A 12,465-nucleotide genomic window follows, 5' to 3' on the forward strand; every position below is an offset into this window, starting at 1 on the left:
CCATGGAGCATGCTGCACAGGTCGTCGACCCCTTCATCTTCCGGCTGTCGATCTTCGTCCTCGCCGTCTTCGTCGGCTATTTCGTGGTGTGGTCGGTGACGCCGGCGCTGCACACGCCGCTGATGAGCGTGACCAACGCGATCTCCTCGGTGATCGTGGTCGGCGCGCTGCTCGCGGTTGGCGTCGCCAACGTCTCGAGCGGCTCCGGCTGGGCGCGCGGTTTCGGCTTCGTCGCGCTGATCTTCGCCTGCGTGAACATCTTTGGCGGCTTCCTTGTCACCCAGCGCATGCTGGCGATGTACAAGAAGAAGTCGAAGTAAGCGGCCACCTCGGGCTGATGGGATAATGGGGACCTGAGATGAGCGCCAACCTCTCTGCATTTTTGTATCTCGTGGCGGGAGTGCTGTTCATCCTGTCGCTGCGCGGGCTGTCGAGCCCGGCTTCGTCGCGCCAGGGCAATCTGTTCGGCATGATCGGCATGGCGATCGCGGTCGCGACCACGCTCGCGAGCCATCCGCCGGCGGACGGCGTGGCCTGGGTGCTGGTCATCCTCGCCGTCGCGATCGGCGGCGGCATCGGTGCGGTCATCGCCCGCCGCGTGCCGATGACCTCGATGCCGGAACTGGTCGCCGCCTTCCACTCGCTGGTCGGCATGGCCGCGGTGCTGGTCGCCGCCGGCGCGTTCTACGCGCCCGAGGCCTTCGACATCGGCACCCCCGGCAACATCCATCCGCAGAGCCTGGTCGAGATGTCGCTCGGCGTCGCCATCGGCGCGCTGACCTTCACCGGCTCGGTGATCGCGTTCCTGAAGCTGTCCGCGCGCATGAGCGGCGCGCCGATCATCCTGCCGTTCCGCCACGCCATCAACATCGTCCTCGCTATCCTGCTGGTCGTGTTCATCGTCGGCCTCGTGCTGAGCGGCAGCGCGTTCGACTTCTGGATGATCGTCATCCTCGCGCTGGCGCTCGGCGTGCTCATGATCATCCCGATCGGCGGCGCCGACATGCCGGTCGTGATCTCGATGCTCAACTCCTACTCTGGCTGGGCCGCCGCGGGCATCGGCTTCACGCTCGGCAATTCCGCGCTGATCATCACCGGCGCGCTGGTCGGCTCGTCGGGTGCGATCCTGTCCTACATCATGTGCCACGCGATGAACCGGTCCTTCATCTCGGTCATCCTCGGCGGCTTCGGCGGCGAGACCGCGGCGGCGGGCGGTGGCGGCGGCGAGCAGAAGCCCGCCAAGCTCGGCTCGGCCGACGACGCCGCCTTCATCATGAAGAACGCGCAGAAGGTCATCATCGTGCCCGGCTACGGCATGGCGGTGGCGCAGGCCCAGCACGCGCTGCGTGAAATGGGCGACATCCTGAAGAAGGAAGGCGTCGAGGTGAAGTACGCCATTCATCCGGTCGCCGGCCGCATGCCCGGCCACATGAACGTGCTGCTCGCCGAAGCCAACGTCCCTTACGACGAGGTGTTCGAGCTCGAGGACATCAACTCCGAATTCGCGCAGGCCGACATCGCCTTCGTGATCGGCGCCAACGACGTCACCAACCCGGCGGCCGAAGAGGACAAGACCTCGCCGATCTACGGCATGCCCGTCCTCCAGGTCTGGAAGGCCGGCACCGTGATGTTCATCAAGCGCTCGCTCGCCTCGGGCTATGCCGGTATCGACAATCCGCTATTCTATCGCGACAACACCATGATGCTGCTCGGCGACGCCAAGAAGGTCACCGAGAACATCGTCAAGGCGATGTAGGGCGAGAAGGCGAGCGGACCTGGCCATGAACAAGGAGTGGCACCGGTCCCATCGCATGCCACACAAGGCGACGCGCGAGCAGCGCGTCGCTTGGCACAGAGCCCATGCCGAAGCGTGCGGCTGCCGCGAGATTCCCTTGAGCATCCGTGCCGACGTCCTCAAATTGCTCGAGAGTCGTCGCAAGCCCTGAGCTCTGGAATAGCGGGGCCGCGATGACATTCCTGAAATGGACCGCCATCGTTCTTGCGTCCGGCTACCTCGCCGGTCTCGTCCTGCTGTTCGTGAAGCAGCGCAGCATGCTGTTTCCGATCCCGACCGCCGAGCGCACGGCACCTTCCGCGGCGGGATTTCCACAAGCCGAGGAGCACGTCCTGACGACGTCGGACGGCGAGAAGGTCATCGTCTGGCACGTTCCGCCACAGCCGGGTCGTGCCGTCATCCTGTTCTTCCATGGCAATGGCGATTCTCTCGCGGGCCTCGCTGGCCGCTTCAGGGACATCACGGCCGACGGCACCGGCCTCGTCGCGCTGTCCTATCGCGGCTATGCGGGCTCCAGCGGTGCGCCGAGCGAAGACGGCCTGCTGCGGGATGGCGCGGCCGCCTATTCATTCGCGACGGCACGCTATGATCCCCAGCGGATCGTTGCGTGGGGCTTCTCGCTCGGCACCGGCGTTGCGGTTGCGATCGCGTCCGGGCACCCGGTCGGAAAGCTGATCCTCGAGGCGCCCTATACGTCGATCGCCGACGTCGCCGCCGCGCATTTCTGGTTCGCTCCGGTCCGGCTCCTGATCCGCGACCCCTTCCACTCGGATGAGCGCATCGCTCGCGTCACGGCACCGCTCCTGATCGTCCACGGTGCACGGGACCAGACCATCCCGATTGCATTCGGCGAGCAGCTGTTTGCGCTGGCGCACGAGCCGAAGCAGTTCGTTCGGATCCCCGGCGGCGGGCACGACGATCTCGGCAACTTTGGCATCGCCGAGACGGCGCGGCAGTTCATCAACGGCTCCTGAGGGCTGACGGGCGCGATCTTCTCGCGCATAATCGGTCTGTCACTTGAAGGAATCGCCTGCATGAGCGCACACGGACCGATGCCGCGGTCGTCATGGATCTTCCCCGCTCTGGCGGTGCTGCTGTTCCTGATCGTGACCGCGACCGGCTACGGCTTCACCCTGTCGGCCAGCGGCGGCCTGTTCGCGATCGTGCTCCTTGTGATCCTGTTCGGCACCGTGTTCGCGGCCGTCCATCACTCCGAGGTGATCGCGGAGCGCATCGGCGAGCCCTACGGCACGCTGCTGCTCACACTGGCGGTGACCATCATCGAGGTCGCGCTGATCACCACGATCATGCTGGGCGACAAGCCGGCGCCGGAGCTCGCGCGCGACACCGTGTTCGCGGTCGTGATGATCGTCTGCAATGGCCTCGTCGGCCTCTGCGTCTTCATCGGCGGCATGCGCTACCGCGAGCAGGGTTTTCAGGTCTCGGGCGCCAACGTCTATCTCAGCGTGCTGATGGCAATGGCAACCATCACGCTGATCATGCCCAACTACACGCTGACGACGCCGGGCCCGATGTATTCGACACTCCAGCTCGGCTTCGTCGATCTCGTGACGATCGTGCTCTACGGCGTATTCCTCTACACCCAGATCGTCCTGCACAAGGATTACTTCGTCCACGACCGGGCGGACAGCGAGGGCGGGGAGGCGCACCTGTCGGGGAGGATGCTGGCGCTCAGCGTCGCGCTGCTGCTGGTCTCGCTGCTCGCCGTCGTTCTCCTCGCCAAGAAGTTCTCGCTGGTGGTCGATGCTGTCGCAGTCCAGATCGGCGCTCCCCCGGCGTTCGCGGGCCTGCTGGTCGCCCTCCTGATCCTGATGCCGGAGGGGGTCTCCGCGATCGCTGCGGCCCGAAAGAACGATCTCCAGAAGAGCATCAATCTGGCGCTCGGTTCCTCGCTCGCAACCATCGGCCTGACCATTCCGGCGGTCGGGCTCGCCACCTACGCGCTCGACCAGCCGCTCGTGCTCGGCCTCAATCCCCAGAACACGGCACTATTGTTCCTGACATTCTTGTTGAGCATGCTGACTTTCGGCACGGGCAGGACGAACGTCCTGTTCGGGCTGGTCCATATGGTGGTATTTGCCGTCTACGTGTTCATGGTTTTCGTGCCCTGAGGCACGATTCCCCCCAGGAGAGATTCCGATGCTTGCCGCCAGGTCCGAGGTTCAGATCGACAACGAAGAGGTCCGGGTGACCGAATGGCGGCTCGCCCCGGGCAGCGCGACCGGGCACCACACCCACGGCATGGACTATGTCATTGTTCCCGTCGTCGCCGGCGAGATGACCATCGTGGCGCCCGGCGGCGAGCGTTCCAAGGCGCAGCTGGCGGCTGGAAAATCCTATTTCCGCAAGGCCGGGGTCCAACATGACGTACTTAACGAAACCTCAACCGAGATCGTGTTCCTTGAGATCGAGCTGAAGCCGTAAGGCGAGCCGGTTACCCTTTGCCATCGATCCGTCGCAGTTGATCCCTTACAATGCCCCAAAGTTCCCGCATCTGATCGCGCGGGGAGTGGCCGAGAAATGCTGAAATACTTCGCTAAAATCTCGATGGATATTTTCCCCTCGGTGCTCGCGACGATCATCGGGGCGTACATCGTTAACCACTACATCAACGCCAAGCCGGCGGCCGATGCCCCCGCGGCCGTGGTGGCGCCTGCCGAGGCCGGCAAGGACGCCAAGCCGGCGGATACCGCCAACCTCCCCGCACCCGGCGTCAAGGCCAAGGGTGTCTCAGAGAAGAACGTGACCGAGAAGGCGGCGGTCGAGAAACCCGCCGACAAGTCCGAGGCCAAGGCTGCGGACACCAAGGCTGCGGACACCAAGGCTGCGGACGTTGCGCCCGCCGAGACCACTTCGCACGGCCGCCCGGCGGCGCGTGAGAAGGCCGCCGCCAAGGCGCCCCCGGCAGCCACCGCTCCGGTGGTCGAGGCCAATTCGGCGTCGGCTTCCCCGGCTGCGACCCCCGACGCCAACGACCTCGCGCGCGCCGCCATCGAGCGCCTGCGCAAGTCGCCTGAGGGCAAGGCCGCCGAGGCCAGATCTTCCGAGACCAAATCGGCCGAGCGATCGCCGGAGCCTGCCGTCCGGGAGGCCGCCCGCGCCCCGGAGGCGCCGCGCGTCATCAGCACGGATCCGGCCACGGTGCGTCCGTTGCCGCCGCCGATCACGGTGTCGACGCCTTCAACCGAGGCCTATGGCAACAACGGTTCGTCGCCGTCCTACACGGCCTCGGTCGGCAATGACGATCCGAACCGGATGACGCCGCCGGCAGACATTCCGGTCCCGATGATCGCGCCGCCGCTCGATCTGCGCGCCGATGCCGGTGGCGCCATGCCGCGGCCGAAGAAGACCAACGTGGCTGACGAGATGCTGTCGGGCATGAAGTCGATGTTCCACTCGGTCCTGCCGAAGAACTCCACCCCCGATTAAGACCGGTAGCTGCCGCGCCGTCAGCCGCCGACGCGGGCGAGGCCGCTGCGGGCGGCATCGTCGCGTGGACGCAGCGCGACCGCCTTGTTGTAGGACGCCGCCGCCTTAGCCTTGTCACCCAGCCGCTCGTAGGCCTGTCCCCGTGCGGTCCACACCAGTGCATTGTGCGGATCGGCCTCGGAGGCCTCATCGAGATCGGCTGCCGCTTCCTTGATCTTGCCGAGGGCGAGATAGCTGGCGGCGCGGCCGAGCAGCGGCTCGACCTTCTGCGGATTGAGCCCGTTGGCGGCGCTGAAATCGGCGATGGCGAAGTTGTGCTCGTTGTTGCCCTGGTAGATCAGCGCGCGGCCATAGAGCGCCTGCGCATTGTAGGGATCGAGCGCGACGGCCCGGTTGAACTCGTCCAGCGCGCCGGCTGTCTCCCCCGACTTCGCCAGGGCCTGGCCTTTTGCGGTGTGCGCCTGGGCCTCGCTGACACTCGCGGCACTGACGGCACTGTCGGAGGGAGCGGCGGCCGCCTTGGGTGCCTCCTGCGGCTTCTCCTTCTCCGGCATCAGGGAGCCCAGGTCGAAGGAGCAGCTGCACAGCACGATCCCCATCAAACCGAGCGCGAGCGGCTGTCGCCAGATCGGGCGCAGCCGCGCCAAGCTGCGCTCGGGGAAAGGGGAGGCCATCTACGGTTCGCTCGCGCTGGTGCCGCATCGGTAGTGCCCCCGTCCCAGAGAAGGCACCGCTCACAAAACAATAACGCGGGCCAAGGGCCCGCGTCATCGAAAACTCAAGTCTTGCAGAGAGACAAGATCAGCGCGGTCCGCGCGGACCTGCGCCCGGGCCGCCGCGGCCGCCACGATCACCGCCGGGACCGGCGCCGAACACCGGCTTCGGCTTCATCGGCAGCAGGCCTTCACGCTGCAGCTTCTTGCGGGCCAGCTTGCGCGCACGGCGCACGGCCTCGGCCTTTTCACGGGCCTTCTTCTCGGAGGGCTTCTCGTAATGACCGCGGAGCTTCATCTCGCGGAAAATGCCTTCGCGCTGCATCTTCTTCTTCAGCGCCTTGAGGGCTTGGTCGACATTGTTATCGCGAACGAGAACCTGCACGCGGCATCCTCTTCAGTGGATCGGATTTGAATTCTGGTAAGTCAAAGGGGATGGCGAAACGCGCAAGCCCTTAACCTTGAGGGCGCGGATGTATCAGACAAAACCCGCGATGTCCACCTGCCAAGCAGGTTTTCGGGCCAAGTTCAGCCATTAAATGCGGCGAAAATACCTCTGGACGGCCCCGATTTGGGTGGTTTAGCGCCAAGGTCGGGGCAGTTCCCGGAGCTTAGCTCCGGAAATCCAGGAATCAGGGGAGACGCCACATGGATATGAAGAAATACGCTGCCGAGGCGATCGGCACATTCTGGCTCACATTCGCAGGCTGCGGCAGTGCGGTGATCGCCGCCGGCTTCCCGCAGGTCGGGATCGGCCTGGTCGGCGTGTCCCTGGCGTTCGGCTTGAGCGTCGTCACCATGGCCTACGCGATTGGGCACATCTCGGGCTGCCACCTCAACCCGGCCGTCACCGTCGGGCTTGCCGCCGGCGGGCGCTTCCCGGCAGGACAGATCCTGCCTTACGTGATCGCGCAGGTCTGCGGCGCGATCGTCGCCGCCCAGTTGCTCTATGTGATCGCCAGCGGCGCGCCCGGTTTCGACGTTACCAAGGGCTTTGCCTCGAACGGCTATGATGCGCATTCGCCCGGCCAGTACAGCATGGTCGCCTGCTTCGTCACCGAGGTGGTGATGACCATGATGTTCCTGTTCATCATCATGGGCGCCACCCATGGCCGCGCGCCTGCGGGCTTTGCCCCGCTCGCGATCGGGCTCGCGCTGGTGATGATCCATCTCGTCAGCATCCCCGTCACCAACACCTCGGTGAACCCGGCGCGCAGCACGGGGCCCGCGCTGTTCGTCGGCGGCTGGGCGCTGTCGCAGCTCTGGATGTTCTGGGTCGCACCGCTGATCGGCGGCGCGCTGGGCGGGGTGATCTATCGCTGGCTCAGCGAGGAGCCTTCGGGCGTCGTCGCGGGCGCGAAGACGGCCTGATCGAAAGGCGGGATCGCAGCATGCGCCGCGGTCCCGCTACTTGCCCTTCGCCGGCCTGACTTCGGTGACGTGGCCCATCTTGCGGCCGGGGCGCGGGGTGCCCTTGCCGTAGATGTGCACGGTCGCGCCCGGGACGGTCAGCCACTTCTCGTAATCGTTGATCTCGTCGCCGATCAGATTGGTCATGGTGACGGTTTCGCCGTGGCGCACGGGCTTGCCGAGCGGCCAGCCGGCAATGGCGCGGATGTGCTGCTCGAATTGCGAGACCGAGGCGCCGTCGAGGGTCCAGTGCCCGGAATTGTGCACGCGCGGGGCGATCTCGTTGACCAGCACCTTCGGCCCGGTGCCGTTGGCGAGCACGAACATCTCGACCGCGAGCACGCCGACATAGTCGAGCGCGCTGGCGATCTTGCCGGCGATGCTGCGGGCCTCCTCGGCCAGCGCATCCGGGATCGGCGCGGGCGCGCGGGATATCTTCAGAATGTGGTCGCGGTGCTCGTTCTCGGTGACGTCGAAACATTCGACCTGGCCCGTGGCCGAGCGCGCCGCGATCACGGAAATCTCGCGCTCGTACGGAATGAAGGCTTCCAGGATCGCCGATTTGGTGGCGAGGCTGGTCCACACCTTGGCGATGTCGTCGCCCTCGCGGATGATGGCCTGGCCCTTGCCGTCATAGCCGAAGCGGCGGGTCTTGAGCACGGCCGGAAGGCCGATCCTGACGATGGCCTCACGCAACGAAGCCACCGAGGTGACGTCGGCGTAAGCGGCCGTGCCGATGCCGAGCCGTGTGACAAAATCCTTCTCGGCGAGCCGGTCCTGGGTGGTCTCGAGGATCTTGCGGTTGGGCAGCACCGGGCGGCGCGCGTCCAGCACCATCGCGGCGGCAGACGGCACGTTCTCGAATTCGTAGGTGATGACATCGACGTCGTTGGCGAACAGCTCGAGTGCTTCGACGTCGGCATATTCGGCGCAGGTCGCGTTCAGCACGACGTCGAAGGCGGGCGAGTCCGGGTCGGGCGAGAAGACCTGGCAGCGCAGGCCGAGCCGCGCCGCAGCCATGGCCAGCATCCGCCCCAATTGTCCGCCGCCGAGGATTCCGATGGTGTCGCCGGGCTTCAGCGTCACCTGCTTTGCGTCAGTCACGCCTTGTCCTCCGGGCGCTCGGCAACCGCCTCGGTCTGCGCCTTGCGCCAGGCGACAAGGCGGTCGGACAGGGCCGGGTCGGACAATGCGAGCACTGAAGCCGCAAGCAGCGCCGCGTTGATCGCGCCGGCCTTGCCGATGGCGAGGGTGCCGACCGGGATTCCTGCAGGCATCTGCACGATCGAATAGAGCGAATCGATGCCCTTCAGCGTCCTCGATTCGACGGGAACGCCGAGCACGGGCAGTTCCGTCAGCGCCGCCGCCATGCCGGGCAGATGCGCAGCGCCACCCGCGCCGGCGATGATGACCTTGTAGCCCGCGGCCTTGGCGCCCTTGGCGAATGCAAACAGCCGGTCGGGGGTGCGGTGTGCCGAAACGATGCGGGTCTCGGCGGCAACGCCGAGCGCTGCGAGCGTGTCGGCGGCATGCCGCATCGTCTCCCAGTCCGACTGGCTTCCCATGATGATGGCGATAGGCGCGGTCATGACGTCAATTGTGCTCGGAAAACAGAAAGATAGGCCAGATTAACGGTTCCGGCCGGTGGCTCGCAAGGCGGTGGCAAGGAGAAGGGAATGCACTATCCTGTCTTGGTGAATCCCCGCAAGCCTTCATTGAGCAGGATGCCCATGAAGAAACCAAAAAGGGCAAGCGCTGCGAAGGCCAAAAAGGGCCGGAAAACCAGCGTCAGCCGATCCAAAGCCGCCTCCAGGCGCCCGGCCAGGCCGGCGCGGCGCGGCGCGTCGGCCGCCGACGGCGCCAAGGCGACCATCCGTGGCTTGCGGAGCAAGCTCAAGGAGGCGGAGCGGCGGGTCGCGGAACTGGAAGCCGCGGCCGACACCGATTTCCTGCTCGAGATTCCGAACCGGCGCGGCTTCGAGCGCGAGCTCGCGCGCGCCATCGCCTACATGAAACGCTATCGCGCCAGCGGCGCGCTGATCGCACTCGACGTCGATCGTCTGAAGCCGATCAACGATTCCTTCGGCCATGCCGCCGGCGACGAGGTGCTCAAGGCGATTGCGGCCACCCTGACGCAGCAGGTCCGCGCCTCGGACGTGGTCGGCCGGCTTGGCGGCGACGAATTCGCGCTGCTGCTCTGGAATCTCAGCGAGACCGATGCCAAGGCGAAGGCCGCGGCCTTCGAGCAGGCGATCGACGAATTGTCGTTTAACTTTCGCGGTCAGCACGTGACCGCGGGCGCTTCCGCCGGTGTCGCGCTGCTGGGGGCGCAGTCCGATGCAGGCCGCGCGCTGGAGGAGGCTGATGCCGCCATGTATGTGCGCAAGGCGCACCGGCGGCACGAGCCGGGGATCAGGCTGGTCAGCAACTGATCTTACAGCGTGGCCAGATCTTCGGGCACGTTGCCGAATTTGCGCAGCAGCGTGGCGTCGCCGAATTCGCCGGTCATGGGATCGCCGCTGCGGCTGAACGCAACCGCGCCGATATGGCCGGCACCGTGCGCCAGGATCTCGGCGCGCCGCAACGCGGCCTCCGAGCTCTGGCATTCCTCCGCGGCGCCCGCGACCGGCGATCCGTCGGCATCGATCAGGAAGGGCATTGCAACGTAGTAGGTCACATCCGACATGGCGTTGCTCCGATGTTGAACTCAGGCGGCGCTGCTGGTGCTCCGGATCTTGCTGCGCGAGGCCTCGGGAATGCAGCCGGCCGAAATCGCCGCCTGCAATTCTTCCAGCTCGGCTTCCAGATATTCGTTGGCCATGATCAGCGCCTTGATGGTGCTGCGCAGGTTGCCGTCGCACATCGCGATCGCCTGATCGCAGGCCTGTTCATAATGGCTGTTGTCGAGAAGGGCGGTTGCCGACATCTGCGTTTGTCCTCGGGGGTTCCTGGGTGTTTCCTGGCGCGCGTTGGGATGCCCGAATGTTCCTATTTTGTTCTTTTCGAGTCAAGCGGATTCGCGTGTGGCGAGCCGCCGCGAAAAGGGGCTCGCGGATCAGGCGATGATGTCCGGCGTGATCTGGTCTTCGATGAACGCGATACGGTCGCGCAACAACAGCTTGCGTTTCTTCAACCGCTGTAACCGCAACAGGTCGGGGGCGGGCGATTGATGCAACGCATCGATCGCCGCATCGAGATCTCGGTGTTCCTGCTGCAACCGGGTGAGCTCGGCTTCGAGCTCACGCTCGTCTTCATTGGTCATGTTTGCGGTGGCCGAAAACCGGATAGCGTGAGATTCAAGGCTGTGGATGCCTGTGGAAATTATCGTCCTTGCGCGGCGTGATCGCAAGCGATCTGCGACCCTCGCGCGCCGATCTCCCGCAACATATTTCTGCGGGCCGCTGCGGCGCTTCGCGAGCGCATTGATATCATGGATTTTTCAGCCGCGGTTCCTTAGTTGCGCGTCATTACATTGGTCACGCTTCGTTACATATGAATTTTCAAAAATGACACTGCGACGACGGATATCCATCGACAGAACGAATCGGTGATGTACACTTCGTCGTCCGGATCGAATCCAAGGTTACCCCTACCGAGGAGGTTTCGAATGACAATTCAGGCACATCTGGTTGAATTGGAGCGGAAGCACAAGACTCTCGAAAATGAATTACACGAAGCTCTTGTGCACCTTTCAACGGACGACCTGCAAATTGTTGAGTTGAAGCGACGGAAGTTGATGGTCAAGGACCAGATCGAGCGTCTGAAGCAAACCGGCGACACGCTCCACTAGTAACCCCCGTAACAGTATAGAGTTGAACGTACCCTTTCACGCAGGGGTGAGAGCTATTGCACTCATCCCCTGCCGAAAGGTGCGCGCCGTGCAAAGCTATTTGCGCGGCGTGTTTTTTTGTCCGGACGGGTTTTCCTGACGCACACCGGTAGCCGCTTCGCTCGAAATCGCGCTAGACGTTTGCGAGCTCGGCGACGTGATCCGCGATCGCGAGCGATGACGTCAGTCCCGGCGATTCGATCCCGAACAGGTTGATCAGGCCTTCGACGCCGTGATCGCGCGGGCCCTGCATCAGGAAATCCTGCGTGGCCACCGCCGGCGGCACGATCTTCGGGCGAATGCCCGAATAGCTCGGCATCAGCGCGCCGTCGGGCAGCGTCGGCCAGTATTTCCGGATCGCCGGATAGAAGCGCTCGGCGCGTGATGGATCGACCTCGTAATTGATCGTCTCGATCCACTCGACGTCGGGGCCGAAGCGCGCCTGCCCCGCCATGTCCAGCGTCAGATGCACTCCGAGCCCGCCTGGCTCGGGCACCGGATAGATCAGGTGCGAGAACGGCGCCCTGGCATTGCAGCTGAAGTAGTTTCCCTTGGCGAGATAGGCCAGCGGAATCCGGTCCATCGGCATGCCGTCGATGTGGCGTGCGACACTTGTCGCCGAGAGCCCGGCGGCGTTGACGAGCAGGTCGCATTGCAGCGTCATTGGCGCTTCGCCGCCGGCCTCGATCTCGATCACGCCGCCGGCGGCCTTGGCGCGGAGCAGCGGGGTGTGAAACGCAAAGGCCGCGCCAGCCGCCTCCGCCTCGCCGCGCAGCGAGAGCATGTAGGCGTGGCTGTCGATGATGCCGGTCGACGGCGACAGCAGCGCTGCATCGCAGGCGAGCGCCGGCTCCAGCGCGCGTGCGGCCTCGCCCGTGAGCAGCTGCATGTCGAGCACGCCGTTGGCCTCGGCATGCGCCTTGATCGATTGCAGCTTCTCGGTCTCTTTCGCGCTGGTCGCGACGATCAGCTTACCGCAATTCTTGTGCGGGATGCCGCGCTCGCCGCAGTAGCGGTACAGCGCGTGCTTGCCGCTGACGCACATGCGTGCCATCCAGCTCCCGGCGCGGTAGTAGATCCCGGCATGGATCACCTCGCTGTTGCGCGAGGAGGTGATGGTGCCGATGGCCTCGGCTTCCTCGAGCACGATCACCTCGCGCCCGGCCTGGGCGAGCTTTCGAGCCACTGCGAGCCCGACCACGCCGGCTCCGATGACGACGCAATCGACTTTATCCATGGTTGTGCAATGCATCCGCTGAAAGCGCCGG

At 65.1% G+C, this 12,465-nt stretch carries 17 protein-coding genes; 9 read left to right on the forward strand and 8 right to left on the reverse strand.

Features of this window, described 5'->3' with window-relative positions; all coding sequences use genetic code 11:
* Positions 1-2 precede the first annotated feature (2 nt).
* The 6 genes from NLM25_RS06710 to NLM25_RS06735 all read left to right on the forward strand — a co-directional run bounded on the left by NLM25_RS06710 (position 3) and on the right by NLM25_RS06735 (position 5,245).
* A complete protein-coding gene (locus NLM25_RS06710; protein ID WP_212248738.1) occupies positions 3-320 on the forward strand; it encodes a proton-translocating transhydrogenase family protein in 318 nt (105 codons plus the stop codon).
* Between the two features lie 38 nt (positions 321-358).
* A complete protein-coding gene (locus NLM25_RS06715; RefSeq protein WP_254136484.1) occupies positions 359-1,756 on the forward strand; it encodes an NAD(P)(+) transhydrogenase (Re/Si-specific) subunit beta in 1,398 nt (465 codons plus the stop codon).
* Positions 1,757-1,968: 212 nt separating this feature from the next.
* Positions 1,969-2,769, forward strand: coding sequence for an alpha/beta hydrolase (locus NLM25_RS06720; protein ID WP_254136485.1), 801 nt, complete (start codon positions 1,969-1,971; stop codon positions 2,767-2,769).
* A 60-nt stretch (positions 2,770-2,829) separates the two neighbouring features.
* Positions 2,830-3,927, forward strand: coding sequence for a calcium:proton antiporter (locus NLM25_RS06725; protein ID WP_254136486.1), 1,098 nt, complete (start codon positions 2,830-2,832; stop codon positions 3,925-3,927).
* Positions 3,928-3,955: 28 nt separating this feature from the next.
* Positions 3,956-4,240 carry a cupin domain-containing protein gene (locus NLM25_RS06730; RefSeq protein ID WP_092186856.1) on the forward strand — a complete coding sequence of 95 codons (285 nt, stop codon included), beginning with the start codon at positions 3,956-3,958 and terminating at the stop codon, positions 4,238-4,240.
* A gap of 96 nt (positions 4,241-4,336) precedes the next feature.
* The gene (locus tag NLM25_RS06735; protein WP_254136487.1) at positions 4,337-5,245 is read left to right on the forward strand and encodes a hypothetical protein; all 909 of its coding nucleotides are present in this window, start codon (positions 4,337-4,339) and stop codon (positions 5,243-5,245) included.
* Positions 5,246-5,265: 20 nt separating this feature from the next.
* On the opposite strand, the gene NLM25_RS06740 is transcribed toward NLM25_RS06735, so the two are convergent.
* Positions 5,266-5,919 (reverse strand): tetratricopeptide repeat protein, encoded by a 654-nt coding sequence (locus NLM25_RS06740; RefSeq protein ID WP_254136488.1) that lies wholly within the window; start codon positions 5,917-5,919, stop codon positions 5,266-5,268.
* A gap of 127 nt (positions 5,920-6,046) precedes the next feature.
* The gene (rpsU, locus tag NLM25_RS06745) at positions 6,047-6,343 is read right to left on the reverse strand and encodes a 30S ribosomal protein S21 (RefSeq protein ID WP_008546194.1); all 297 of its coding nucleotides are present in this window, start codon (positions 6,341-6,343) and stop codon (positions 6,047-6,049) included.
* Positions 6,344-6,606: 263 nt separating this feature from the next.
* Between rpsU and aqpZ the strand changes: the two genes are divergently transcribed.
* Positions 6,607-7,329: an aquaporin Z gene (aqpZ, locus tag NLM25_RS06750; RefSeq protein ID WP_254116181.1), complete on the forward strand. Its 723-nt coding sequence runs from the start codon at positions 6,607-6,609 to the stop codon at positions 7,327-7,329.
* A gap of 36 nt (positions 7,330-7,365) precedes the next feature.
* Here the strand turns inward: aqpZ and NLM25_RS06755 are convergent, their stop codons facing one another.
* Positions 7,366-8,472: a 5-(carboxyamino)imidazole ribonucleotide synthase gene (locus NLM25_RS06755; protein ID WP_254136489.1), complete on the reverse strand. Its 1,107-nt coding sequence runs from the start codon at positions 8,470-8,472 to the stop codon at positions 7,366-7,368.
* On the reverse strand, positions 8,469-8,957 hold the full coding sequence (purE, locus tag NLM25_RS06760; RefSeq protein ID WP_254116183.1) for a 5-(carboxyamino)imidazole ribonucleotide mutase: 489 nt from the start codon (positions 8,955-8,957) through the stop codon (positions 8,469-8,471). Before purE ends, NLM25_RS06755 begins: the two co-directional genes overlap by 4 nt.
* A 141-nt stretch (positions 8,958-9,098) precedes the next feature.
* Here purE and NLM25_RS06765 point away from each other — a divergent pair, with 141 nt between their 5' ends.
* A complete protein-coding gene (locus NLM25_RS06765) occupies positions 9,099-9,800 on the forward strand; it encodes a GGDEF domain-containing protein (protein ID WP_254116184.1) in 702 nt (233 codons plus the stop codon).
* A 2-nt stretch (positions 9,801-9,802) separates the two neighbouring features.
* Here NLM25_RS06765 and NLM25_RS06770 read toward each other — a convergent pair whose 3' ends face one another.
* The 3 genes from NLM25_RS06770 to NLM25_RS06780 form a co-directional block, all read right to left on the reverse strand.
* Positions 9,803-10,054 (reverse strand): hypothetical protein, encoded by a 252-nt coding sequence (locus tag NLM25_RS06770; protein WP_254136490.1) that lies wholly within the window; start codon positions 10,052-10,054, stop codon positions 9,803-9,805.
* Between the two features lie 21 nt (positions 10,055-10,075).
* Positions 10,076-10,294 carry a hypothetical protein gene (locus NLM25_RS06775; RefSeq protein ID WP_254116186.1) on the reverse strand — a complete coding sequence of 73 codons (219 nt, stop codon included), beginning with the start codon at positions 10,292-10,294 and terminating at the stop codon, positions 10,076-10,078.
* 129 nt (positions 10,295-10,423) lie between these two features.
* On the reverse strand, positions 10,424-10,630 hold the full coding sequence (locus NLM25_RS06780; RefSeq protein ID WP_008546179.1) for a YdcH family protein: 207 nt from the start codon (positions 10,628-10,630) through the stop codon (positions 10,424-10,426).
* A 345-nt stretch (positions 10,631-10,975) separates the two neighbouring features.
* On the opposite strand from NLM25_RS06780, the gene NLM25_RS06785 reads away from it, so the two are divergent.
* A complete protein-coding gene (locus tag NLM25_RS06785) occupies positions 10,976-11,158 on the forward strand; it encodes a YdcH family protein (RefSeq protein ID WP_057757317.1) in 183 nt (60 codons plus the stop codon).
* Between the two features lie 172 nt (positions 11,159-11,330).
* Here the strand turns inward: NLM25_RS06785 and NLM25_RS06790 are convergent, their stop codons facing one another.
* Complete coding sequence (locus tag NLM25_RS06790; RefSeq protein ID WP_254136491.1) at positions 11,331-12,434, reverse strand: NAD(P)/FAD-dependent oxidoreductase; 1,104 nt, start codon at positions 12,432-12,434, stop codon at positions 11,331-11,333.
* Positions 12,435-12,465 lie beyond the last annotated feature (31 nt).

Source organism: Bradyrhizobium sp. CCGB01 (genome assembly GCF_024199795.1).
GTDB lineage: Bacteria > Pseudomonadota > Alphaproteobacteria > Rhizobiales > Xanthobacteraceae > Bradyrhizobium.

Excerpts from the sequence above, each read along its gene's own strand:
- NLM25_RS06710 (WP_212248738.1), top strand. The coding sequence starts at position 3 with ATGGAGCATGCTGCACAGGTCGTCGACCCCTTCATCTTCCGGCTGTCG.
- NLM25_RS06715 (WP_254136484.1), top strand. The coding sequence starts at position 359 with ATGAGCGCCAACCTCTCTGCATTTTTGTATCTCGTGGCGGGAGTGCTG.
- NLM25_RS06720 (WP_254136485.1), top strand. The coding sequence starts at position 1,969 with ATGACATTCCTGAAATGGACCGCCATCGTTCTTGCGTCCGGCTACCTC.
- NLM25_RS06725 (WP_254136486.1), top strand. The coding sequence starts at position 2,830 with ATGAGCGCACACGGACCGATGCCGCGGTCGTCATGGATCTTCCCCGCT.
- NLM25_RS06730 (WP_092186856.1), top strand. The coding sequence starts at position 3,956 with ATGCTTGCCGCCAGGTCCGAGGTTCAGATCGACAACGAAGAGGTCCGG.
- NLM25_RS06735 (WP_254136487.1), top strand. The coding sequence starts at position 4,337 with ATGCTGAAATACTTCGCTAAAATCTCGATGGATATTTTCCCCTCGGTG.
- NLM25_RS06740 (WP_254136488.1), bottom strand. The coding sequence starts at position 5,919 with ATGGCCTCCCCTTTCCCCGAGCGCAGCTTGGCGCGGCTGCGCCCGATC.
- aqpZ (WP_254116181.1), top strand. The coding sequence starts at position 6,607 with ATGGATATGAAGAAATACGCTGCCGAGGCGATCGGCACATTCTGGCTC.
- purE (WP_254116183.1), bottom strand. The coding sequence starts at position 8,957 with ATGACCGCGCCTATCGCCATCATCATGGGAAGCCAGTCGGACTGGGAG.
- NLM25_RS06765 (WP_254116184.1), top strand. The coding sequence starts at position 9,099 with ATGAAGAAACCAAAAAGGGCAAGCGCTGCGAAGGCCAAAAAGGGCCGG.
- NLM25_RS06770 (WP_254136490.1), bottom strand. The coding sequence starts at position 10,054 with ATGTCGGATGTGACCTACTACGTTGCAATGCCCTTCCTGATCGATGCC.
- NLM25_RS06775 (WP_254116186.1), bottom strand. The coding sequence starts at position 10,294 with ATGTCGGCAACCGCCCTTCTCGACAACAGCCATTATGAACAGGCCTGC.
- NLM25_RS06780 (WP_008546179.1), bottom strand. The coding sequence starts at position 10,630 with ATGACCAATGAAGACGAGCGTGAGCTCGAAGCCGAGCTCACCCGGTTG.
- NLM25_RS06785 (WP_057757317.1), top strand. The coding sequence starts at position 10,976 with ATGACAATTCAGGCACATCTGGTTGAATTGGAGCGGAAGCACAAGACT.
- NLM25_RS06790 (WP_254136491.1), bottom strand. The coding sequence starts at position 12,434 with ATGGATAAAGTCGATTGCGTCGTCATCGGAGCCGGCGTGGTCGGGCTC.